At 68.3% G+C, this 19894-nt stretch carries 22 protein-coding genes and 2 pseudogenes; 14 read left to right on the top strand and 10 right to left on the bottom strand.

Going from position 1 to position 19894, the window contains the following annotated elements; genetic code table 11:
- The first annotated feature begins 1 nt into the window (after position 1).
- Positions 2-1378, top strand: a complete 1377-nt coding sequence (locus ACH34W_RS40970) for an amidase family protein (protein WP_395966592.1) — start codon at positions 2-4, stop codon at positions 1376-1378.
- Positions 1379-1495: 117 nt separating this feature from the next.
- Here ACH34W_RS40970 and ACH34W_RS40965 read toward each other — a convergent pair whose 3' ends face one another.
- Positions 1496-1897: a winged helix-turn-helix transcriptional regulator gene (locus ACH34W_RS40965; protein ID WP_395966591.1), complete on the bottom strand. Its 402-nt coding sequence runs from the start codon at positions 1895-1897 to the stop codon at positions 1496-1498.
- Between the two features lie 90 nt (positions 1898-1987).
- Between ACH34W_RS40965 and ACH34W_RS40960 the strand changes: the two genes are divergently transcribed.
- On the top strand, positions 1988-2845 hold the full coding sequence (locus ACH34W_RS40960; protein ID WP_395966590.1) for an SDR family oxidoreductase: 858 nt from the start codon (positions 1988-1990) through the stop codon (positions 2843-2845).
- A gap of 147 nt (positions 2846-2992) precedes the next feature.
- Here the strand turns inward: ACH34W_RS40960 and ACH34W_RS40955 are convergent, their stop codons facing one another.
- On the bottom strand, positions 2993-3286 hold the full coding sequence (locus ACH34W_RS40955) for a hypothetical protein (protein WP_395966589.1): 294 nt from the start codon (positions 3284-3286) through the stop codon (positions 2993-2995).
- 286 nt (positions 3287-3572) lie between these two features.
- Here ACH34W_RS40955 and ACH34W_RS40950 point away from each other — a divergent pair, with 286 nt between their 5' ends.
- On the top strand, positions 3573-3818 hold the full coding sequence (locus ACH34W_RS40950) for a hypothetical protein (RefSeq protein ID WP_395966588.1): 246 nt from the start codon (positions 3573-3575) through the stop codon (positions 3816-3818).
- A gap of 4 nt (positions 3819-3822) precedes the next feature.
- On the opposite strand, the gene ACH34W_RS40945 is transcribed toward ACH34W_RS40950, so the two are convergent.
- Both ACH34W_RS40945 and ACH34W_RS40940 read right to left on the bottom strand, forming a co-directional pair.
- Positions 3823-5220: a PLP-dependent aminotransferase family protein gene (locus ACH34W_RS40945; RefSeq protein WP_395966587.1), complete on the bottom strand. Its 1398-nt coding sequence runs from the start codon at positions 5218-5220 to the stop codon at positions 3823-3825.
- Positions 5221-5494: 274 nt separating this feature from the next.
- Complete coding sequence (locus ACH34W_RS40940; protein WP_395966586.1) at positions 5495-6115, bottom strand: hypothetical protein; 621 nt, start codon at positions 6113-6115, stop codon at positions 5495-5497.
- A gap of 270 nt (positions 6116-6385) precedes the next feature.
- Between ACH34W_RS40940 and ACH34W_RS40935 the strand changes: the two genes are divergently transcribed.
- From ACH34W_RS40935 to ACH34W_RS40910, 6 genes are all read left to right on the top strand, one after another.
- Entirely contained in the window at positions 6386-6682 is a 297-nt protein-coding gene (locus ACH34W_RS40935; RefSeq protein ID WP_395966585.1) for a ribbon-helix-helix domain-containing protein, read from the top strand.
- On the top strand, positions 6679-7083 hold the full coding sequence (locus ACH34W_RS40930) for a hypothetical protein (protein WP_395966584.1): 405 nt from the start codon (positions 6679-6681) through the stop codon (positions 7081-7083). The genes ACH34W_RS40935 and ACH34W_RS40930 overlap by 4 nt, the downstream gene beginning before the upstream one ends.
- 69 nt (positions 7084-7152) lie before the next feature.
- On the top strand, positions 7153-8151 hold the full coding sequence (locus tag ACH34W_RS40925; protein ID WP_395966583.1) for a sigma-70 family RNA polymerase sigma factor: 999 nt from the start codon (positions 7153-7155) through the stop codon (positions 8149-8151).
- 56 nt (positions 8152-8207) lie between these two features.
- The gene (locus ACH34W_RS40920) at positions 8208-8762 is read left to right on the top strand and encodes a dihydrofolate reductase family protein (protein ID WP_395966582.1); all 555 of its coding nucleotides are present in this window, start codon (positions 8208-8210) and stop codon (positions 8760-8762) included.
- A 443-nt stretch (positions 8763-9205) separates the two neighbouring features.
- A complete protein-coding gene (locus ACH34W_RS40915; RefSeq protein ID WP_395966581.1) occupies positions 9206-9373 on the top strand; it encodes a hypothetical protein in 168 nt (55 codons plus the stop codon).
- Between the two features lie 406 nt (positions 9374-9779).
- Positions 9780-12560 (top strand): hypothetical protein, encoded by a 2781-nt coding sequence (locus ACH34W_RS40910; RefSeq protein WP_395966580.1) that lies wholly within the window; start codon positions 9780-9782, stop codon positions 12558-12560.
- A gap of 160 nt (positions 12561-12720) precedes the next feature.
- Here the strand turns inward: ACH34W_RS40910 and ACH34W_RS40905 are convergent, their stop codons facing one another.
- Positions 12721-13260 carry a TetR/AcrR family transcriptional regulator gene (locus ACH34W_RS40905; RefSeq protein WP_395966579.1) on the bottom strand — a complete coding sequence of 180 codons (540 nt, stop codon included), beginning with the start codon at positions 13258-13260 and terminating at the stop codon, positions 12721-12723.
- Between the two features lie 315 nt (positions 13261-13575).
- Positions 13576-15231 (bottom strand): tannase/feruloyl esterase family alpha/beta hydrolase, encoded by a 1656-nt coding sequence (locus ACH34W_RS40900; RefSeq protein ID WP_395966578.1) that lies wholly within the window; start codon positions 15229-15231, stop codon positions 13576-13578.
- Positions 15232-15491: 260 nt separating this feature from the next.
- On the opposite strand from ACH34W_RS40900, the pseudogene ACH34W_RS40895 reads away from it, so the two are divergent.
- Positions 15492-15659 (top strand): annotated as a pseudogene (locus tag ACH34W_RS40895) (IS701 family transposase); the annotation flags it as partial.
- 24 nt (positions 15660-15683) lie between these two features.
- Here ACH34W_RS40895 and ACH34W_RS40890 read toward each other — a convergent pair.
- From ACH34W_RS40890 to ACH34W_RS40880, 3 genes and pseudogenes are all read right to left on the bottom strand, one after another.
- Positions 15684-15911 (bottom strand): annotated as a pseudogene (locus tag ACH34W_RS40890) (GrpB family protein); the annotation flags it as partial.
- A gap of 52 nt (positions 15912-15963) precedes the next feature.
- Entirely contained in the window at positions 15964-16131 is a 168-nt protein-coding gene (locus ACH34W_RS40885; protein ID WP_395966577.1) for a hypothetical protein, read from the bottom strand.
- Positions 16132-16179: 48 nt separating this feature from the next.
- The gene (locus ACH34W_RS40880; protein ID WP_395966576.1) at positions 16180-16389 is read right to left on the bottom strand and encodes a hypothetical protein; all 210 of its coding nucleotides are present in this window, start codon (positions 16387-16389) and stop codon (positions 16180-16182) included.
- 40 nt (positions 16390-16429) lie between these two features.
- Between ACH34W_RS40880 and ACH34W_RS40875 the strand changes: the two genes are divergently transcribed.
- From ACH34W_RS40875 to ACH34W_RS40860, 4 genes are all read left to right on the top strand, one after another.
- Complete coding sequence (locus tag ACH34W_RS40875; protein WP_395966575.1) at positions 16430-17251, top strand: hypothetical protein; 822 nt, start codon at positions 16430-16432, stop codon at positions 17249-17251.
- A 59-nt stretch (positions 17252-17310) separates the two neighbouring features.
- On the top strand, positions 17311-17490 hold the full coding sequence (locus ACH34W_RS40870; RefSeq protein WP_395966574.1) for a hypothetical protein: 180 nt from the start codon (positions 17311-17313) through the stop codon (positions 17488-17490).
- Positions 17491-17514: 24 nt separating this feature from the next.
- Positions 17515-17916, top strand: coding sequence for a hypothetical protein (locus ACH34W_RS40865; RefSeq protein WP_395966573.1), 402 nt, complete (start codon positions 17515-17517; stop codon positions 17914-17916).
- A 484-nt stretch (positions 17917-18400) separates the two neighbouring features.
- A complete protein-coding gene (locus tag ACH34W_RS40860) occupies positions 18401-18715 on the top strand; it encodes a hypothetical protein (RefSeq protein WP_395966572.1) in 315 nt (104 codons plus the stop codon).
- Between the two features lie 18 nt (positions 18716-18733).
- Here the strand turns inward: ACH34W_RS40860 and ACH34W_RS40855 are convergent, their stop codons facing one another.
- Positions 18734-19714: a tyrosine-type recombinase/integrase gene (locus ACH34W_RS40855; RefSeq protein WP_395966571.1), complete on the bottom strand. Its 981-nt coding sequence runs from the start codon at positions 19712-19714 to the stop codon at positions 18734-18736.
- Positions 19715-19894: the final 180 nt, after the last annotated feature.

Raw genomic sequence — 19894 nt, 5'->3', positions numbered from 1 at the left:
CATGAACGAGACACTGTTCCGATCGGCGACCGACGTCGCGGGCATGATCCGCCGCAGGGAGATCTCCTCACGCGAACTGACCGAGACGCTGTTCGCCCGGGTCGAAGCCGTCAACCCCGTCCTGAACGCCGTCGTGGAGTGCCGGCGCGAGGAGACCCTGCGGGAAGCAGCCCTTGCAGACGAGGTGACCGCCCGCAGGGGCCAGGCCGGGCCGCTGCACGGCGTGCCGATCACGATCAAGGACAGCTTCGACGTGGCCGGGATGCACACCACTTGGGGCGATCCCGGCGCCAAGGACTTCGTGGCCGACTCCGACGCCACGATCGTACGGCGACTCAAAGAGGCCGGGGCGATCATCGCGGGCAAGACCAACGTGGCGTTCATGCTGGCCGACTTCGCCCAGACAGCGAATGAGCTGTACGGCGTGACGAACAACCCGTGGGACCCCTCGCGCACGCCGGGCGGGTCGACAGGAGCGGGAGCCGCAGCACTGTCGGCCGGGATGACATTCTTGGAGTACGGAAGCGACCTGGTGGGGTCGATCCGCATCCCGGCCAGCTTCTGCGGTGTTTACGGACTCAAACCGAGCGCCGGGATCGTCCCGCTCACCGGCTTCGGCCCTCCTGGCGTGCCGTCCACCTTGACCGAGTCGGCGTACATGTCTTCGCTGGGGCCGCTGGGCCGATACGCCGCCGACCTGCGCACGGCGCTGCAAGTGACAGCCGGACCTGAGGCACCCACGGCCTACACCTGGGCGCTACCGCCGTCGCGGCGTACCAGGCTGGCGGACTTCCGCGTCGGATACGTGCTCGACTGCCCCCAAGCGCCCGTCTCCAGCGAGGTCGGCGCCCTGCTGTCCGACGCAATGGACGCCCTCGCCAAGAACGGGGCGACGCTGGTGGAGGGCTGGCCCGGCGGGGTGGATCCCGTTCGCGAGGCCGAGTCGTTCGGCTTCCACGTGGGGCTGTTCTTCGCCTACCAGCAGCCGGGAGAGGAGTTCGCGCCGCTCTCGCAGGTCATCGAGCAAGAGCACCGGCGGATGACCGCTCGTGCGACCTGGATCGACTACTTCACCGGGATCGACGTCTTCCTGTGCCCATCGAACTTCACGCCTGCCTTCCCCCACGACGCCCGCCCCTTCGACCAGCGGACGATCGTGACCCCCGAGGGCGAGCGGCCCTACACCGACCAGCCCTTCTGGATCTCGCACGCCTCACTGGCCGGCCTTCCAGCCGTGGTCGCCCCCATCGGCCGCACCCCGGCAGGGCTGCCGGTCGGCCTGCAGATCGTGGGACCACTGTACGAAGACAACACCGCGATCACGTTCGCCGAGGTGCTCGCCGACGTGGTCGGAGGGTACGAACGGCCGCCGCTCTGAGTTTTGCCAATTCTCGCTACTGGGACCCCACCTGGCGCAGCCAGGGCCAGGACGCGTCGAGCGACGCGGGCGGCGGCACCTGCTGTGCCGTCCGCGCTCCGCCTTCGATGTGGCGGGTCAGGCCTTCGCTGCGTCGTAGTCCGCGCGTGCCTTCTGGACCGCGGCCAATCGTCGCTCCGTCCAGAGTGAGAGGTCGCGGACCTGTTCGGCGGCTTCGCGGCCGAGGTCAGTGAGGGAGTAGTCCACGCGGGGCGGGATCACGGGCTTGGCGTCGCGGTATACCATGCCATCGCGTTCCAGAGTCTGCAGAGTCTGAGCCAGCATCTTCTCGCTGACCTTGCTGACCTTGTTGATTTCCCGGCGCAGCTCGCTGAAGCGGTACGAGTGGTCCAGCAACACGATCAGGACCAGGGTGCCCCAGCGGCTGGTGACGTGCTCCAGGACCAGGCGGTGAGGGCACATCGCATCGCTGTCGGCCGTGCGCATCCGGTCGATGAGCTTCGCGTTACTTACTTCCACACCAGTACCTTACTTCAAAGTGGGTACTGTCAGAAAGGTTAGCGCGCTCCTAGGTTGGTAGACAGTTCAACCACAAGGAGATCTCTGACCATGAGCATTGTCGTCACCGGCGCCACGGGGAACCTCGGCCGTTTTGTCATCGAAGGCCTGTTGGACAAGGTTCCGGCTGACCAGATCACCGCCGTCGTTCGCAGCCAGGAGAAGGCGGCCACCTTCGCGGCCCGCGGTGTGAAGATCGCACTTGCCGACTACAACACCCCCGAAACCTTTGACGATCTCTTCTCCGCCGGCGACAAGGTGCTCCTGATCTCCGGCAACGAGTTCGACAAGGGCCGCGTCGGCCAGCACAAGGTCGTCATCGACGCCGCGAAGGCGGCCGGGGTCGCGCTCCTTGCCTACACCAGCGCCCCCGGCAGCCTGACCGCCACCCTCGCCGACGACCACAGGGAAACCGAGGCGGCGATCCTGGAGTCTGGTCTGCCCTACGTTCTGCTGCGCAACGGCTGGTACAACGAGAACTACACCGAGCAGCTGGCCCCCGTACTCCAGTACAACGCCGTCACCCAGGCCGCCGGCGAGGGCCGTGTCGCCTCCGCCGCCCGAGCCGACTACGCCGCCGCCGCGGTCGCCGTGCTCACCAGCGAGGGCCACGAGAACACGACGTACGAGCTGAGTGGCGACACCGCTTGGGGCTTCGCCGAGTACGCGGCCGAGCTGAGCAAGCAGACCGGCAAGCAGATCGGCTACAACGCCGTCTCCGCTGAGGAGTTCAACGCCATTCTGACCGGCCCTGCCGGACTCCCCGAGCCGTTCGCGGCGATCCTGGTCGGAGTGGAGGCCGCCATCGAAAAGGGCGAGCTGGCCGACACCAGCGGCGTCCTTTCCCGCCTGACCGGCCGTCCCACCACCCCGATCGCCGACTCGATCGCCGTCGCCCTGAAGGACTGAGACACCGCGACCGTCGGTCCACGGGTGAGTGGAGTCTGACAGGCCCGTTCGACAGGGGAACCCCCGCCTCGTAGGTGGGGGTTCCCTCGTTCCACGCAGGACATCTCGATGAGCGGGTCGGTCTCGCTCGTTCGTCGGCTTCTGTGGCTAGTCGCAGTTCATGGTCACGGAAGCGCGGAAAATGTGGCCGAAATTGGGATCGTCGAAGACCTCGAAGACCTCGGGCTGGCCGTTGAGCACGCAGTGGAATCTGCCGTCGGCACTGGCTGAGACATTGGCGTCGTCGATCGCAGACTGGATCGCGACGTCGCGGGTCAGACCACGACCGGCACCGCAATACAGCGCACCGCTCGCCAGGGCGGGTCCGGCGGCACCCAGCAGCGCGGCGGCGGAACCGACCGCGAGCAGCACGCCTCGGTTCATTCGTCGGGAAAGCATCATTGTCGATCTCCCTGCTTCCGGATCTGCCCCGGCGAATCGGCCGGGGCCGTGGTTCCTCCTCGCAGGCATCACGGATCGCGTTGGATGAGCGTTCAACGACGTGCAGTCCGAATCCGGCCACCACGGTCGAAACCGTGTTTCCCGATGGGCGCGTGAGCCGAGCCTGTCCTCAGTGCGGCTTGTACGGCGACAGGAGCCCGATCGCGGCTAGGAGGCGCTGGGAGTCATGAGGATTCGGAAAGACGTCGTCGCAACGGGGGCGTGGACTTACGCAGACTCTGTTCGCATGGACGTCTTCATCGTTCGACTCAACTGCGATTTCTGGTACGAGGTTGCGAAAGAGGATGGCCAGCTTGAGCCCGGTGAGCAGCCCCGGCTCAACGATGAAGGGGCCAGCTACTACGTCTCTTTCCATGGCATTCGTGGCGATGGATCGTTCTGGCCAGACTCCGGAGGGCACCTCTCAATCGAGGATGCAAAGGCGGCTGCGGAATGCAAAGTGCCTTCCGATATCAAGTGGTCGAAACCATAGCGCGTCAGCGGAGGGCTGCCACGAGTGCGTCGAGGGCGCCTGCGTAGGCGTGGTCGGCTGGCCCGGCGTATCCGATGACGATGCCGAGGGGATGGTCGCCGTCGCGGTGGTAGTAGGTGGACAGTCCCTCGACGGAGACCTGGCGTTCGGCAAGCCGGGACAGAAGCCGCCACTCGGGCGTCGGGTCGCCCGGGAACTGCAGCACGGCGTGCAGGCCGGCGGCGATGCCGGTCAAGTGCCCGTTCGGCACATGGTGTGAGATGGCGTCGTGCAGGAGATCTCTGCGGCGCCGGTAGCGGGACCGGCAGCGCCGCAGGTGCCGGTCGAGCTCGCCGGTGGCGATGAGCCGCGCCAGAACGAGCTGGTCGATCACGCTGACATGGGACTCGTCCGCGAGCAAGGTCTCGTGAACCGGCCCGGCCAGGCTCGGAGGCAGGGCCATCCAGGCCATGCGCAGGCCCGGCGCCAGTGTCTTGCTGGTGGTGCCCGCGTAGATGACGCGGTCGGGGGCCAGCTGCTGCAGGGCTCCCACGGGCTGCCGGTCGTAGCGGAACTCCCCGTCGTAGTCGTCCTCGATCACGAACGCGTCGTTCCGCTGGGCCCACTCCAGCAGCCGGGTCCTGCGCTCGGGGCTGAGGGTCATGCCGAGCGGGTCCTGGTGGGCGGGGGTGACGGCGACCGCGGCCTCGTCACCGAGGAGCCCGGCGTCCAGGCCGTCGGAGTCGACCGGGACGGGCCGTGCGGTGAGCCCGTTCTCCTGTGCCAAGGCCGGGAAGCAGGGCTGTGAGGGGTCCTCGAACGCGAGGGTCTCGGCCCCGAGTCTGGTGAGGGCCCGGCAGATCAGCTGCAGGGCGTGGCTGTAGCCCGCGCACACCACGATCCGATCGGGGCTGGTCACGACGCCGCGGGCACGTCCGAGGTACGCGGCGAGCGCCTCCCTCAGTTCGGCGTGACCCGTGGGGTCGCCGTACCCGAAAGCGGTGTTGGGTGCGGTCCGCATGACGTGCCGGGTCGCGGCCGCCCATTCGCGGCGCGGGAAAGCCGACAGATCCGGCTGGCTCGGCCGCAGGTCAGCGCCGCGGACCGGCGGCAGGGTGCCGGGCGCGGGCGGGACGGCCTCGGCGGGAGTCGCGCACGGCTGCGGTGCGACGCGCACGCCCGAGCGCGGCATCGAGGACAGGTAGCCCTCGGCGACGAGCTGTTCGTACGCCTGCGTGACGGTGCCGCGCGCCATGCCGAGGTCACGCGACAGCGCCCGGGAGGACGGCAGCTTGGTCCCGGGCGGCAACCGTCCGTCGCGAACGGCCTCGCGCAGGGCGTGCTCAAGGCCGGCCCGCTTGCCATGAACGGAGCCGAGCCGCAGATGCAGGTCCAGTTCCGATCTGGACCACTGATCTTCCATTGATCTGGACTATATCCTTAGGCCAGATCGTCCGTAACTTGCCAAGGCATGAGACACATCGCCACAGCCGCCGGCCTCACCCTCTGGCACCTGGACCCGCGAGATCAGCAACCGCGGGACCCGGATCCCCGCCAGCCCGCTCCGCGACGATCCCGGCAGCCCCGGCGGTCTCGTCTTGGCCTCTCGCGGAGACGCCGAACGACGACTGCGGCGTAGAAGAAATGGGGCCCGGGATCGCCGCGCTGGACCCGAGCCCCCATCGAAGTGCGGGCGGTCAGGGGAGTTGGAAGCCCTGCTTGGAGAAGTCGACCGCGTTGGCCGGGGCTTTGATCCGTTCAGCCTGGCCATAGGCGAAGACGAGGCGATCGTCGGGTGACTTGTCGTTGGTGACCGCGAGAGGCAGGGGTTCGCCCTGGGCGGAGATCCACAAGTGGGCGCTCTTGCCGTCGGTCAGGTCGAAGGCGGGCTTGCCCTCGAAGTCGCGACCGGGTCCCATCGAAAGGGTCTCGCCGGTGCCGGCGGGGCCGAACATCATGGTGGTCGTCGTGAGGGAACCCAGGACGCCCATGTCCTTGCCCCGGATCACGGTCCACTGGTTCCTGAGCTTTTTCAGGAGGCCCGCAGGCGGCTTGGGGCCGTCACCGACGATGACCTCGGAACCCCGGGTGTAGTGCTTGTCGCCGATGATGACGAACTGCGTGGTGGTGTTCTTCTTGCTGATCAACGGGCCGCTGACCTTGCCCTTGGAGTTCTTGCCCCGGACGCTGTAGTCGAGCGTGATCCGGCCCTTCTCGGCTTTGACCTTGCCGCGGACCCGTACGTTGGGCGCCTTGGTGAACGCGTCCCGTGCCTTCGCCGCGATCTGGGCCGCGGTCTGCGCGGGGGTGGCGGTCACCGTGACAGTCGGGGCGGTCTTCCCCGTGCTCCCGGCATTGCAGCCCCCCACGGCGAGGGGCAGAGCCAGGGCGCCGACAGCTAAGTATGGCCAGGCTCTGGTCGCCCTTGAACGCTTCGACAAGTGGATCACCTCTGTGCTTTGGACGCACGAGAGGGCCCCATGGTTTACGAGTCAACCATCTGCCGGACCGGACCGGGCCGGGCCGGTGTTCCGGTGTTCTCCTCGCGGGCCCGCCCGCGAGTCGGCTGCGAACGGTAGGATAAAGGTATGACCGCGAAGGCCAAGATTACGATCACAATCGACCGTGACCTGATAGAAGCCGCCGAGGCGGCCGTCGAATCGGGCAAGGCCCGCTCGGTATCCGACTACATCAACGGCGCCGTCCGAGACCGTGCGGAACGCCACGCCCGATCTCGCCAGTGGCTGGATCACAAGCTTGCCGAGATGAGAGCCAGTGACCCGAGCGCATTCGACGCCGCAGGACGCCGCGCCGCCGCCGCCCTGGGCATTGACCCGGCAGATCTCGACGAACAACCAGGACAGTCCCGCCAGGGTGCCGCGTGAGGATCGTTGACCACACGGCTCTCAGCCAGATCGCGGCCGGATCCTGGGAAGGGCTTCGCCTGCTGGACGCGGTAGAACGCTTCGACGTACCTGTGGTCATTCCAGCCACGGCACTGGAGCACGTGGCGCGGAAAGCCTTCGGCGACCCTGACGCGGTGTCGCTCCTCGGGCACATCGACGCCACCCTTGGGTTCCGGCAAATCACTGTGGACGCGCTCGATGAGCACCGTGCGCTGCAGGTCGCAGAGGCCGGGTCACGGCTCGCCCCAGAGGACCGAGCACTGTTGTACGCGCACGCTCTGGTTTGCGCGCGAGAGCACGACTGCGTGGTGATCACAGCCGACAGCGCCATATGGAAGGACGTGGCCCCCGACGTCGTCACGGTCGAGCTGACCGACTGACCGACTGCACTGCCCCGGCAGCTGCAGCTTTCCCATCATGGCCAGAGTGCTGAACGGGCGGTGGGCCGCATGCCCCATGATGAGGGCGTGGAACTGGAGCCTTATCGCGGTGAACTCGTGGCCTACTGCTACCGGATGCTGGGCTCGTTCCACGAAGCAGAAGACCTGGTGCAGGAGACGATGCTGCGCGCGTGGAAGGCTCGCGATAGGTACGACCACACACGCGCGTCCGTCCGGACCTGGCTCTACCGCATCGCGACCAACGCTTGCCTGACCGCGCTGGAAGGGCGTGCGCGGCGGCCATTGCCGTCCGGGTTGGGAGCGCCGGGCGACGATACCGGGGTGCCGCTCACGCCGGCGTTCGACATCCCGTGGATACAGCCGTTTCCCGATGCGCGCTTCGACGTGGGGGCGCGGGCCGACTTGCGGCTCGCGCTGGTGGCGGCGATGCAGATTCTGCCGCCGCGTCAGCGGGCCGTGCTCGTGCTCCGCGAGGTACTGGAGTTCAGCGCCGCCGAGGTCGCCGAGCAGCTCGGGACCACGGTCGCGGCCGTCAACAGCGCCCTGCAGCGAGCCCGCGCGGCCCTGCAGCAGGGCCGCGATGGCCAGCAGCAGGGCCGCGGCGGCCTCACGGACGTGGGCGAGATAGGCGAGGTCACCGAGCCGGACGACCCCGAGGTGCGTGCGGTGATCGGACGGTACGTGCGGGCGTTCGAGGCGGGCGACGTCCCTGCGCTCCTACGGCTCCTCACCACCGACGCGATCCTGGAGATGCCGCCGGTGCCGCTGTGGTACCGGGGCAGCCGCGACTACGGCCTGTTCATGCACCGCGTGTTCGAGATGTGGGGGAGTGGCTGGGGCACCAGACGCCTCACCGCCAACGGCCAGCCCGCGTTCGCCGCGTACGCGCCGGAGCCCAGTGGCGGACATCGGTTGCACACCCTCCAGGTCTTCACGGTCACCGGAGGCCGGATCTCACACAACGTCGTGTTCGCCGATCCACACGTGTTCGAGGCGTTCGACCTGCCCCAACAGATTTCTTTCGACGAGTTTCGCCGGCCGCGATGAGTCGGGCCGATGCCGCCGGTACGTACGGGTGAGCATCGACCGAAGGGACACCCATCGTGAGCGTCATCGTCATCGAATTCATCACCCTGGACGGGATCGTGTCCGACCCGGACGGATCCGCGGGCACGCCGACCGGCGGCTGGGCGTTCCGGCACGGCCCCGAGACGGTTGCCGGGGACAAGTTCCGGCTCGGAAGCACGCTCGAGGACGGCGTGTTGCTGCTGGGCCGCACGACCTGGCAGCTGTTCTCACAGCTGTGGCCCGGCCGCGACGACCCGTTCTCCGCGCGGATGAACGCCGTACCGAAGCTGATCGCCTCCCGAACGCTGACCGACACATCGGCATGGGCGAACTCGCAGGTCATCACCGATGACCTCATCGACGTCGTCAAGCGCGAGCCTCGCGATGTCATCATCACCGGCAGCCTGAGCGTCGTGCATGCGCTGATGGCCGCCGACCTGATCGACGAGTACCGGCTCCTGGCCTTCCCCACGATCCTGGGCACCGGCGACCGGCTCTTTCCCGCCGGCCCGCCCGCGTACCTGGAGTGCGTGTCGTCCGATCAGGCAGGCGCCGCCGTCCTCACGCAGTACAAGAGGGCACAACAGTGACCGCCGCTAAGTAGCCGCTGGCAGCGACCGCCCGTCCGGTGGCCGCGCTGATGGTGACCGCCCTTCCGTCCCACCACCACCAGCGCGTCGGACGCCGCCTCCAGCGGAGCGCCTCCTTGTTCGGCCAGGCCCGCTCCGACCGTTCCTAAAGACTGTGCAGGAGTTGTAGTTGCTCGGACTTCTCGTGCACAGCCGGGCACCCCGAACGGTGTTGGGTGTCCTGGTCGCCCGCGTTCGCTCCCGCCACCCGGGCCGCCTGATCGTGCTGGGGTGGTGGCCCGTGCCCGTGGTGGGCGTGGGTGGTCACGGCCGGGCCTGCGCATCGTGTGCGGGGTCCGGGCCGGGGAGGGCGGGGTCCCTCACGCCGTGGGGCATCGGGTCCGGTCTGGCTGGTTTGCCCGCCCATGGCGGATACGGTCCGTGCCCGGTGGGATGCACCTGAGGTGCCAACCATCACCGAGGTCATCGAAGCCGGCGAAGGTCGCGACGGCCAGAGTGTAATTGAGGACGCGATCCTTGAGGTTGAGTGGGGCTACGACGAGGCGCTGGACGATCCGTTCGAGCGAGGCGGGCGTTGGCGGGTGGTGGGTTGCGGCGAGGCGTTGTGGTGAGGGCCGGACCTGGCCATCGACGGGATGTGAGGTCGGGCGGTCTGGGTGGTGCTGGCCGCGGCTGGCATGAGAAGCGTTCCGAGCGAGGCCGGGGCAGCGGTGTTCTGGTTGGTCACATCCCTGGGCGGGGGGCAGGGGGAAGGGGTGGCGAGGTCTGCTGGGCGGAACCGGCGGTGAGGATGGCGGGGGCGTTGGGTGCGGCAGCACCGCATGGCTTTTGGTAGTTGGCCGCTTGCGGTCTGCGATCAAGGAGCCGGGGTGTGTTTCGGGTAGTCGTATCTGGTTCGTCTGCGTGAAGTCGGTTGATGGCTGATTGACCGGTTCGGAGTGGGGGGCGAGCGTGGGCCGCAAGGCTCCGGGGCGGCACGAAAAGGGCCGGACCACAGGGGCCGGGAGGCGGGTCGTCATGGGTTTCATGCGGATCAAGACCACCGGGTTCAACTCGGCGCTGGTGCTGCCGACCGGGGCGTGGAAGGCGATGTTCCTGCGCGGCGATCAGATGGCGCAGACCAGCGCGGCGGGCCTGGACCACAACGGGCCGATCGGCGCCACGACCATTCACAGCGGGAAGCTGAACGGTATTCCCGAGCCGTACAAGAGTGGCTGTGAGGGCGCGCTGATGCTGCCGCTGACCGGCGGGTCCTGGCAGATGCTGCTGTTCAAGGGCGACCGGGTGTGCTGGTACCACTGGGACGCCAAGGTCCGCAGCGAGCAGCCGGTCATCGATCTCAGGTATGCCGCCGACCTGCCGGCCTGGGGCACGATGCTGCCCGCCGGCTACCGCGAGGGCGTGGACGCGCTGCTGATGGACTCCACGGCCGACTCGTCGTCGTGGAAGACCTATGTGTTCAAAGGCGACCGGGTCGCCACCATCGACTGGAGAACCGGCTGCACCCGGGACGTGCGGATCTACCAGGGCGCGCAGGCCACGGCGGGCTGGGCGAAGCTGCCGGCCGAGTGGCTGCGCGACTATGACCACGTACTGCCGCTGCCGGACGCGGCGGGCGGCGTCAAGCGCAGCCTGCTGGTCAAGGGCGCCAACGGGTGCGTGTTCAACTGGAACACCGGCCCGGAGAAGACCGGCGCGCTCACCACGCTGATGACCGAGGTGGCCGCGCTGCCCGCGTCCTACACCACGCAGTACAAGCCGATCGTGGGCCGCTGGGGCAATTCGGCCGCGCCCAACCCGGTCACCGTGCGCGTCGATCTGGACGGCCTGGGCGCGACGCGGCAGTTCAGCGGCGACATCGACCAGATCAGCGGCGCGACGCGGAGCCCCCTGTACTCCTTCCGCGTCACCGCGCCGACCATCGCCGCCTCGGCCACCGAGGTGATCGCCACCGGCAGGGCGCAGTGGAAACCGGCCTGGGTCGGCTGCACCATCAAGATCACCATTCCGCGGGTGACGCAGTCCTCCTCCGCCCCCGCGCTGCGAGTGGAGCTCCGCTTCGACGACGGCAACGTCGTCTCCTACGATCTGCCCTACCAGTCGGCGCACCTGCGCACCATCGACCTGGAGATCGACGCGATGGCCGGCCGGGCCGCGCTGGCCTCCTACAACACCGCCACCGATGCGGAGGCGGGCCCGCCCGACTACGTCGACCGGCAGCTGACCATCGCCTCTGCTTTCGCTGAGGCGGGCATCGAGTTGCGCGCCGCGGGCACGGTCAACGAGGTCGGCGACGCCGACTCCGGCGCCGACGTGAAGTGGTCGGACGCCGAACTGCACACTGCGATGGTCCACAACTTCTCCGGCCACGCCGAGAGCGAGCAGTGGAAGCTGTGGGCGTTCGTGGCCAGCCGGCACGTCAACAACAGCACGGGCGTCATGTTCGATGTCAGCGTGGGCAAGCAGCGGCAGGGCATGGCCGTCTTCTACGACCAGATCGACGGTAACCCCGGCTACTTCAAGCTGGGCCTGTACGTCCATGAGCTCGGCCACTGCCTCAACCTGCAGCACTCGTGGCAGAAGAGCGACTCCGGCGCCCCGCTAGGCCCCAGAAACGGCTATGGCGACCTGTCATGGATGCAGTACTGGAACCTCTACATCGCCGAGGACGGCACTAGCGGCGCTAACGACTCGCACGTCTTCTGGAGCCGGTTCCCGTTCACCTTCACCGCCAACGAGCTCGCCCACCTGCGGCACGCCTTCCGCTACGACATCATCCCCGGCGGAGCCAACTACGCCGCGCAGGGCAGCGCCGCCTACACCGCCCACGACCCGGCACTGGCCGCGATGGACGACCCGATCGCCGACGATTCCGGCCTGGCCCTCACCCTGTCGGCCCGGCCGTTCGCCTACGGCGAGCCGGTCACCGTCGAGCTCAAACTCGCCCGCGACGGCCGTGATGTCACCGTGCACCGCGACCTGTCGCCCAAGAGCGAATACCTCACCATCGCCATCACCGCCCCCTCCGGCATCACCCGGCTGTTCCGGCCGCTGGCCCGCCACTGCAACGGGCACAGCGACGACACCCTGACCACGCTGACCGCCGACCAGCCGGCCCTGTACGAGTCGGCCTACCTGGGCTCGGGCGCCGACGGGCAGTACTTCACCGACCCCGGCCTCTACCGCGTCCGCGCCGCCTACACCGCACCCGACGGCTCCCGCGTCGTCTCCAACGACCTGACCGTCCGGATCCGGCTGCCGCGCACCGGCGACGACCAGGACGCCGGTGAACTGCTGATGGACGACCAGTCCGGCACCCTGATGGCGCTGCTGGGCTCGGACTCGCCCTCCTTGCAGACCGGCAACGCCGCGCTGGCCGAGCTGACCGACCGGTTCCCCGACCACCCGCTGACCGTGTACGCCAACCTCGCCCACGGCGCCAACGCCGGCCGCCACTACCAGCACATCCGCGACGGCCGCCTGCACATCCGGCCGCCCGACACCAAGCAGGCCGTCATCCAGCTGACCGCGGCGATCGACGCCTCCACCGGCCCCGGCGGCCTGAACAACATCACCCTCAACGCCGCCATGCGCCGCCTGGCCACCGTCCACGCCAAAGCCGGCGACACCACCGCCGCCGACGCCGCCCTCAACCAGATGGTCGACCACTTCCGCAACCTGCACGTCCCGCCTGCGGTCCTGGCCACCATCCAGGCCCAGGCCGACACCACCCGCGAAAAGATCAACCCCGACCACGCCCGGCAACCCCGCAACCGCGACCGCCGCACCAAGAACTGAGAAAGCGAGGCGCTCCGGGCCGGCCCGGCCGGCCCGGAGCATCTCCTTGCAACCATGGCCTCGTGCGCTGAGCGCTGTGAGACCCGGGGCCTGGGCTCCACCACCGCGCCCAGAACCCGAGCGCCCTGGAGGGGTGACCAGACCCCGGCGGCCGTCATGGTCACCATGGGCTGGCGCACCGGGGGACTGCGTCGTCGCGATGCAGATTCGCCAGGACGGGCGAGCATCGGTGTCCGTTTGGGGATCGTCCACCGAGACACTCCAAGATCGCGGAACGTGAGATCGCGACCTGGGCCGATGCCGTCTCAGATATGATCGCCGCCAGGGCGATCTGGATGAGCGTCACGTCCTCGGCGCCGAAGTCGGGGCGCAGCGTGCCCTGCTGCTGGGCTTTGGCGACCATCTGCTCCACCAGGGGGCGATCTCCTCCCGGGATTTGATCACCAGTGGGCTGCTGGGCGGTTGACACCACCAGCCCTCGCAGGCCGCAGTTGCCCACCTGCATGTGCATCGATTCCTCGACGTAGCGGACCAGGCCGCGCCACCCGTCGGGGTCGGCCGCCGCGGCGCGGGCGCAGTCGGTCGCACTGGCCAGCCGGTCGGCGAAGAGCGCGTCCAGCAGGTCGTCCTTGGTCGGGAAGTGCCGGTAGACGGTGCCCACGCCCACACCCGCCCGGCGAGCGACGTCCTTCAGCGTCACGCTCAGCCCCATGCCGGACTTTCCGGTTGCACCTGCAGTCCGCTGGTTCGCTGGTCCTTTGCAGCGGTCGCGTCCTGAGTCGACAGGCGCCAAACCCTTGCCGAAGGTAGGTGCTCGGACGTCGGTAGAGTTCGCCACCGCCGGGCGATCTCTCTTTTGCCTCCAGGAAGTGCTCCAGCTCGCGCCGTTCAGCCAGCTGGGCGTGTGAGGTGCCTTGATGGGTGGACGTGCCAGGCGTTTCCCGGGCCTTGTTCCTGGCCCGGGAAGCGCCTGTGCTTTGGTGTGAGCGTTCGGGTGGGAATCGGGGTTGGGGAGTCAGGGCGCTGTGGGCCCGGGGAGTGTGTGGAGGTAGCTACCGATCCAAGGGATGGTGTCGTTCGGCGCCTCGGAGGGGTTGGTGGGGGTGAAGTTGCCGGCGTCGTTGATGTCGCCGGAGCCGTCGTACTTGGCCTGTTGCGGGTAGGGGAAGACCGGGCGTGTGCGGGGGTGGTTGTTGGCGTCGGTGCCGGTGGCGATGATCCGGTCTGGGGCAGTGCCGTGCTCGACCCAGCTGGTGAGTTGGGGGAACGGGTCGAACGTGGTCATGCGGTAGCCGCCGAGGGTGCAGTGGTACATGGTCGGCACCATGAAGGTGCGGGCCCATGTCTGGGTCTGGTGGAGGCCGCCGTTGCGTTGGGTGAGACGCTGGTAGTAGTCCAGCGTGCCGACCGCTGGGATCGACTGATCGTCCCAGCCGTGCCAGAGCAGCAGCTTGCCGCCGCGGCGACGGAATTCGCTCAGGTCAAGGCTCATCGCGTTGCCCTTGGCGCCCTCGGGGGTTAGCCGGTGGAATTGGCGGGCGGTGAACTGGAAGTCGGCGATCGAGGAGTGCGGCTTTCCGATTGGGTAGCCGACGTACTTGAGGTAGTTGTCAGGGAGTTTGGCGAGGGAGCCGTACTGGTTGGGGATGATCGATCCGTCCCACGCGAGCTCTGAGCCGCGGTTTTGCCAACCGGGATAGAGCCGGCGCCCGTGCGGGTCTCGGGGGCCGTCGTAGAGTTTGCGTGTGACGGTGACCTGGGCAGGGGTCAGGCAGTTCGGCTGGTCGGTGCCGGGCTTGCACTGGATGGCAACGGGGTCGAAGCGGCACGCGTGGGGGTCGTCGATCTGATCATCGGTGAGCCCGTCCCGGCGGTCACAGGCGCGCAGGACAGCGCGGTGCAGGGCAGGCAGCTTGGCTGCGGTGATGATCGGCGAACCGTTGCGGTCGTTGTTCACCGTGGACAGCCAGGTGAAGTAGACGCCCAGCAGCGGGCCCATGTAGGCGGCCGGGGCTCCGGCGACGATGCCGTCGAAGTCGGCCGGGTAGCGCTGGGCGAGCAGCAGTCCTTCCCGGCCGCCCGTGGAGCAGCCGTTGAAGTACGAGTGCTTCGGCGTGGACCCGTAGAAGGTCTTGATGATCTGCTTGGCGGCCACCGACACGACATGAGGTGCGCGATAGAAGTAGTCGGCACGGGCGGCCCGATTGCCGGCGAGCGCGCGCCCGTCGACGATGGCGTCGTAGAAGCCACCCTCTCCGGTGTGGCCGTCATCGGTGGCCGCGACGGCCATGTCCCGGCTCGGGGGCCCGCCGCAGGCGGGGAATCCCGGCTCCTCGATGGCCCCGCAGAGGCCGCCACATCCGTACTGCAGATAGCGCCCGCCGTAGGTGTCCATCGGCAGTTTGAGCGTGAACCTCACGGCGGGCTCCACGTAGCCCTCCACCAGACAGTGCCTCGGCTGGCCGGTGACGGTGCGGACCTGCGCCTTGTCGACATGAGTGACCGCGCCCGGGATGGTGAAGGTTCTCGCCAGCTCCTCGCAGGTGGCCACCGGCCGGAACACCGCTGCCGGCTCGGCTGCGGAGGCGGCAGCGGTGAACGTTGTCGCCGCCGGTAACCCTGTCGCCGCGGCGATCAGCGCGATGACCACGCGCAGGACTCTGGATCTCATCGTGACTGCTCCTTTTTTGCCGGAACTCGCGCGTGGCGCTGCGCCGGTTGCGGTTCAGCACCGTTGAGATCGCTGTTCCAGGCCGACTGGTAGGTCAGATTGATACGGCAATCCGAGATTGTGATCTGAGCCGATAGCGGGCGGCTCGTAACGCAAGACAGCCGCCCGATGATCTTCGAGTTGTGACGCAAGAGGAATCTTGGGCGGCTGATGCCGCCATGGTAGAGGTCGGGTCCGTCCGCGGTCATCTCGATGAGTTGATGGGCTTGATGGCCGGGTGTTTCCGCAGGTGAGAACCCCGCACCCAGGCCCGCAAGTACGTACGGGCGTTGATGAGCGACCTGCCGCGCAAGAACTGCTGGAGCATCGCCGAGCACGCCGGCGACTCCACGCCCGGCAGGATGCAGCACCTGCTGAACGCCGCCAAGCTGCGCATCGGCCGCCAGGCCGACCGCGATGTCCACGATCGGCTTGGCCGGCAGTCCTGGCACCGAGGTCGATCCGACGTGCTCAATGGCCACGGCCGAGGCACCCAGAGCAGGACGCAGTGCCGACGCAAGCTGGTCATACACCTCCGACCAACCAGGCTGACCATCTACCACCCGAACAGACCCCTTGGTCAACCCCAGCCAGGCCTCGTCCCACTCGCCGCGCGCAAGAGCGTTCTGCCGAACCTCCATGCACCGACTCCTCGCCCCAGGAAAGCCCCTGCGTCCGTGCACCCCCAGCGGCCTAGAGCGCGCACCCGCAGGGCTTGAGCACCCGCAGGTCGCTGTCTGCCTGCACGACCTGCTGGACCCGTTCGGCGCACAGCGGGCACGGCTGCCCCGTGAGACTGGGGACGAGGGGAACGGCCGACGCGGCGACGGTCGAGGTGAGGGTTTCGGCTGAGCTATCCACGGCCGGTCATGCTACGCCCGGCACTCCTTCGGCCGACGCGGGCGCCGGTCAGGGCTGCGCCAGCGGATGCGAGAGATGGATGTACCCCAGACGAGCAGCGCAGGGGCCGCACAGCCGTAGGTACTCGTCGTCCTTGGCCTGCTGGACGGTGCGACCGCTGCGGCAGTGGTCGCACAGCTCCCGCTCGTGCACTACGTAGCTGGGTTCGGGAGCGTAGGGCGTGGCCAGGTCGGGCGGCGGTCTTGTGACGCCGATCACGCTGTGATGCCATGAGGACGAAGCCGGAGAGAGGGCCCCAATGACCGATCAGCCGTTCCAGCCTCCGCAGAACGTGCGCACGGAGGAGGACAGCGCCGTGCAATATCTGAAGGTCGTCGGCCCGCGGGGGCAGGGGTTCCAGGTTCTGAGCCTGGACCCCGGCCACGACGAGCCCGGGCTGGTCGTCCATCCGAACCAGCCCGACTCCGACGAGGAAGAGGACGTCGCCGAGTTGCCGTCCCACGCGATCGGATCTAATGGGGTCGAATTCAAGGCGACCGTGGAGTTCACCGGGAACGAGGCCTGGAAGATCGGCTGGGTGCAGACCGTCGAGCCGTCCGACTACTGGGTGCTCTATCGGAACGGCGTGCACGCCGCCAAGTATCACAGGACGCTGCCGCAGCGCATGCGAGACAGCGACGCTCCCAAGGGCTGCTGGTACGGGACCGAGGCGCGCGAGAAGGCCGACTCCGCCAAACCGGTCACCGTCGAATTGTCGGACAGTCCGGCGGCCCCCTTCTACTTCGGCGGGCCCGGCCAGACGGACCTCGTCGGCTGGGTGCCGACCGAGTGCGGCGGGGAGAAGGAATATTGGACGTGGCTGGTCGCCGTCAAGGACGACGACCACCGGCTGGTGGACGTGGTCTACCTTCACCACATCCACTGGAAAGTCGTGTTCGCCTGCGAGATCGGTGGCGACGCCCAAAAGCCGACCGTGAACGTTCCCGTCGGGTCCGGGGTGGTCCTCCTCGACGAGGGCGACGGGCAGGGCGGGGCGACGCCCGTCCTCGACGGACCCGGAGTCCGCCCGAGGGACGAGGTCAGCAAGGTGGAGCACCTGCCCGACAGAGACCAGCAGTAACGCCCGACGTTGAACACGATGTAGTCGCCATTCCCCACATCCCCGAACCCTGGCCTTCCATGGTCTGTACCTGTTCGGGCGTGTCCAAGGCGGACGGCTCGGGGATGAACGTCAGGTCCGGGCCGCGGCAGGGCGGGCACCTCACCGCCCGGGACGCGATCTCCCACCAATGCCACACCGCACTCGGAGGCCAGCCACCCATCAGCGGCGTCAACAACGCTGAAGGTCAATACACCTAGGGCCGCAGCTATGCCTTCGACTGGATGTTCAACGGGCAGTTGGTCCCGATGAGGTTCTGGCGCAAGCCATTGCACGCGATGACCGATGCTTTCACCACCGCCGGCTTCCGCGTTGCCGTCGTCAGCGAGATCCGCGACAACCTGACCGCCCGCATCGCCGAAGCCGAACGTGAAGGATGGCTTGGCAAAGCCGAAGGCCTGCGGGTCAGTCTCGCTGCCACGGAAGGCAAGCTCGCCCAACTCGACAACCGCGTCCGCCGAGCCGCCACGATCAACCTGGGTATCCCGGCCTTCCGCGAGATCGCCGGCCGGAGCACACTCGATCGACAACAGTTCACCCTCGCAGCCCATGCCCTTCGGGCATTCGAGCACGCCCAGCGCCGACTGTCCTCCAGATGTCACAATCAGTATCGAATTACATACTGAACGTGCGGGCGGCGATGGCCTGTGCACCCAGCCCGCCACTGACCACCTCGCGCACGCTCTCAATTCACCAGAACGCGCAAAGCAGCCGCGGCATCCGTGCAGGCAGGCGGGGCATCCGAGGTGATTTCTCCACCTCAACATCTTGACCAGCGGCAAGAAGAACTGTAAACGGCTGATCACTTCCCGTGATATTGGGAGCGCGGTACCGTCAACGTCACCTGCCCCGAACCGGCGGCGCGGGCCCTGGATCTCCAGGTCGTGCAGCCGCTGCGTGGTCCCGGAAGGCAGCAGATCGCGGTCGCCCACGTTCCCTGGGCTGCCGCGCAACACCGCTCCGGGTGGGTGAGCGCCGACCCCGCAAGGACGCTCGCCCACCCCGGAGCGGTGCCACGAGCCCCGCTGCCCAGCCAGGGCTTCCTGGATGTTCGTCCACGGTCTATTCGAACCGCCGCCATAACAGGCCGTGTGGATAGGACAATCGACCATGGGCTCGTCCGAGGAGCAGATCTATCTGGCGGTGTGCATCGAGACCGCTGTCCCCGAAGGCGGTGACCGAGGCGTTGATGGTGACGCCCCGCACAACCTGGGGCCGCCGTTCCGTAATGCTGTGATCGCCAGGCTCTGGCTCTCCAACTACCTGGCCGCCACTGCCGACAGCCTGGAGTTGGACGGCGACCACGACGACCTGGTCACCGCCTACCGCGACGCCGTCGCGCCCATGCGCAAACACGGACACGCCGCAGTGGGCAGCGTCCGCTATGAAGTCCGCGCCAAGCCCGGCGAAGGAGCGCCCGCCTGAAGGAAAGGTGAGCTGCGATCAGGAGGGCGACTCGTTCCCTCCCGTCAGGAGGGTGCTGAGTTTGTGGGCGGCGTGTTGGGCGAGGGTGCCTTCGCCGCGGTTGTAGCGCAGTGTGGTGACGGGGGAGGCGTGGCCGAGGAGTTCTTGGACTTGTTCGACGCCGACGCCGGCTCCGAGTAGGAGTGTGCCGGCGGTGGCGCGGAGCATGTGCGGGGTGATGGCGGTTTCGATGCCGGCGGCGCGGGCGGCGCGGCGTAGTGCGGTGGCCTGGCGCCAGCGGTCCATGGATCGGCCGTCCTCCCGTGCGACCACGAGATCGGTGGGGGAGCGTCCCGCGATGACGGGGTCGACCAAGGTGCGTGCTTCGGCGGAGAGGGGAACGATGATCTCTTTGCCGCCTTTGATGCGGTAGCGGACGCTGGCGTGTCCGGCGGTGCGGCGGATGCGGCCGACGAGCATGCCTTCGAGTTCGGCGGCTCGTGGTGCGAGGTTGACCAGCAGGGCGACGGCGGCGGCGTCGTGAGGGTGGTGCGGGGCGATCGCGGCTGCTCCGCGAAGGAGTGCAATGGCCAGGTCGAGGGGGAGTGCGGGGGTGGTGCCGATCTTGGGCACCTCGGGCCGGTCGACGTGTTCGGCGGGATTGCGTGGCAGCCCGTTGCGCCGTACCGCGTACTTGTACAGCGATGACAGCGACGACAGGCGGCGCGCCACGGAGGCGGCTGCCAATGGTCGGCCGCCGCGGATGAGGTCGGCGGCGGCGCCGGTGCCGGTGGCGAGTTCGTCGGCATAGGCGACCAGGTGGTCTTCGGTGACCTGCCACAGCCCGGTGCCCGGTGCGGCTCGTTCCAGCCAGCGTAGGAACGCGGCGGTGTCGGCCAGCCGAGCTCGGCGGGTGTTGACGGACTTTCCGGTCCGCAGCCAGGCCGCCACCGTGGGCCAGCTGGCGTCGTGACCGCGGCGCGGGAGCTCGTCGACCAGGTCGACGTCCGCGCCGGGCACCTCGCCACCATCACGGCGCCGCCGCCGAGGCCGCAGACCCGGGATGTCGCCGACCGAGACCGGCAGCGGTACCGGCGACGCCGGGGGAGGAGCAGCGGACAGACCACTCGCGTCCGAGCCAGATAGCGGACACGGGTCGTCGGATGACCTGCCGGGCCGCAGCACTGCCGTGGGCGTCAA

Origin of the sequence: Actinomadura sp. 6N118 (assembly GCF_044326415.1) — a bacterium.
GTDB lineage: Bacteria > Actinomycetota > Actinomycetes > Streptosporangiales > Streptosporangiaceae > Spirillospora.
This window is presented reverse-complemented; position numbering and strand designations above follow the sequence as displayed.

Excerpts from the sequence above, each read along its gene's own strand:
- ACH34W_RS40970 (WP_395966592.1), top strand. The coding sequence starts at position 2 with ATGAACGAGACACTGTTCCGATCGGCGACCGACGTCGCGGGCATGATC.
- ACH34W_RS40960 (WP_395966590.1), top strand. The coding sequence starts at position 1,988 with ATGAGCATTGTCGTCACCGGCGCCACGGGGAACCTCGGCCGTTTTGTC.
- ACH34W_RS40955 (WP_395966589.1), bottom strand. The coding sequence starts at position 3,286 with ATGATGCTTTCCCGACGAATGAACCGAGGCGTGCTGCTCGCGGTCGGT.
- ACH34W_RS40950 (WP_395966588.1), top strand. The coding sequence starts at position 3,573 with ATGGACGTCTTCATCGTTCGACTCAACTGCGATTTCTGGTACGAGGTT.
- ACH34W_RS40945 (WP_395966587.1), bottom strand. The coding sequence starts at position 5,220 with ATGGAAGATCAGTGGTCCAGATCGGAACTGGACCTGCATCTGCGGCTC.
- ACH34W_RS40935 (WP_395966585.1), top strand. The coding sequence starts at position 6,386 with ATGACCGCGAAGGCCAAGATTACGATCACAATCGACCGTGACCTGATA.
- ACH34W_RS40925 (WP_395966583.1), top strand. The coding sequence starts at position 7,153 with ATGCCCCATGATGAGGGCGTGGAACTGGAGCCTTATCGCGGTGAACTC.
- ACH34W_RS40910 (WP_395966580.1), top strand. The coding sequence starts at position 9,780 with ATGGGTTTCATGCGGATCAAGACCACCGGGTTCAACTCGGCGCTGGTG.
- ACH34W_RS40900 (WP_395966578.1), bottom strand. The coding sequence starts at position 15,231 with ATGAGATCCAGAGTCCTGCGCGTGGTCATCGCGCTGATCGCCGCGGCG.
- ACH34W_RS40875 (WP_395966575.1), top strand. The coding sequence starts at position 16,430 with ATGACCGATCAGCCGTTCCAGCCTCCGCAGAACGTGCGCACGGAGGAG.
- ACH34W_RS40870 (WP_395966574.1), top strand. The coding sequence starts at position 17,311 with ATGGTCTGTACCTGTTCGGGCGTGTCCAAGGCGGACGGCTCGGGGATG.
- ACH34W_RS40865 (WP_395966573.1), top strand. The coding sequence starts at position 17,515 with ATGTTCAACGGGCAGTTGGTCCCGATGAGGTTCTGGCGCAAGCCATTG.
- ACH34W_RS40860 (WP_395966572.1), top strand. The coding sequence starts at position 18,401 with ATGGGCTCGTCCGAGGAGCAGATCTATCTGGCGGTGTGCATCGAGACC.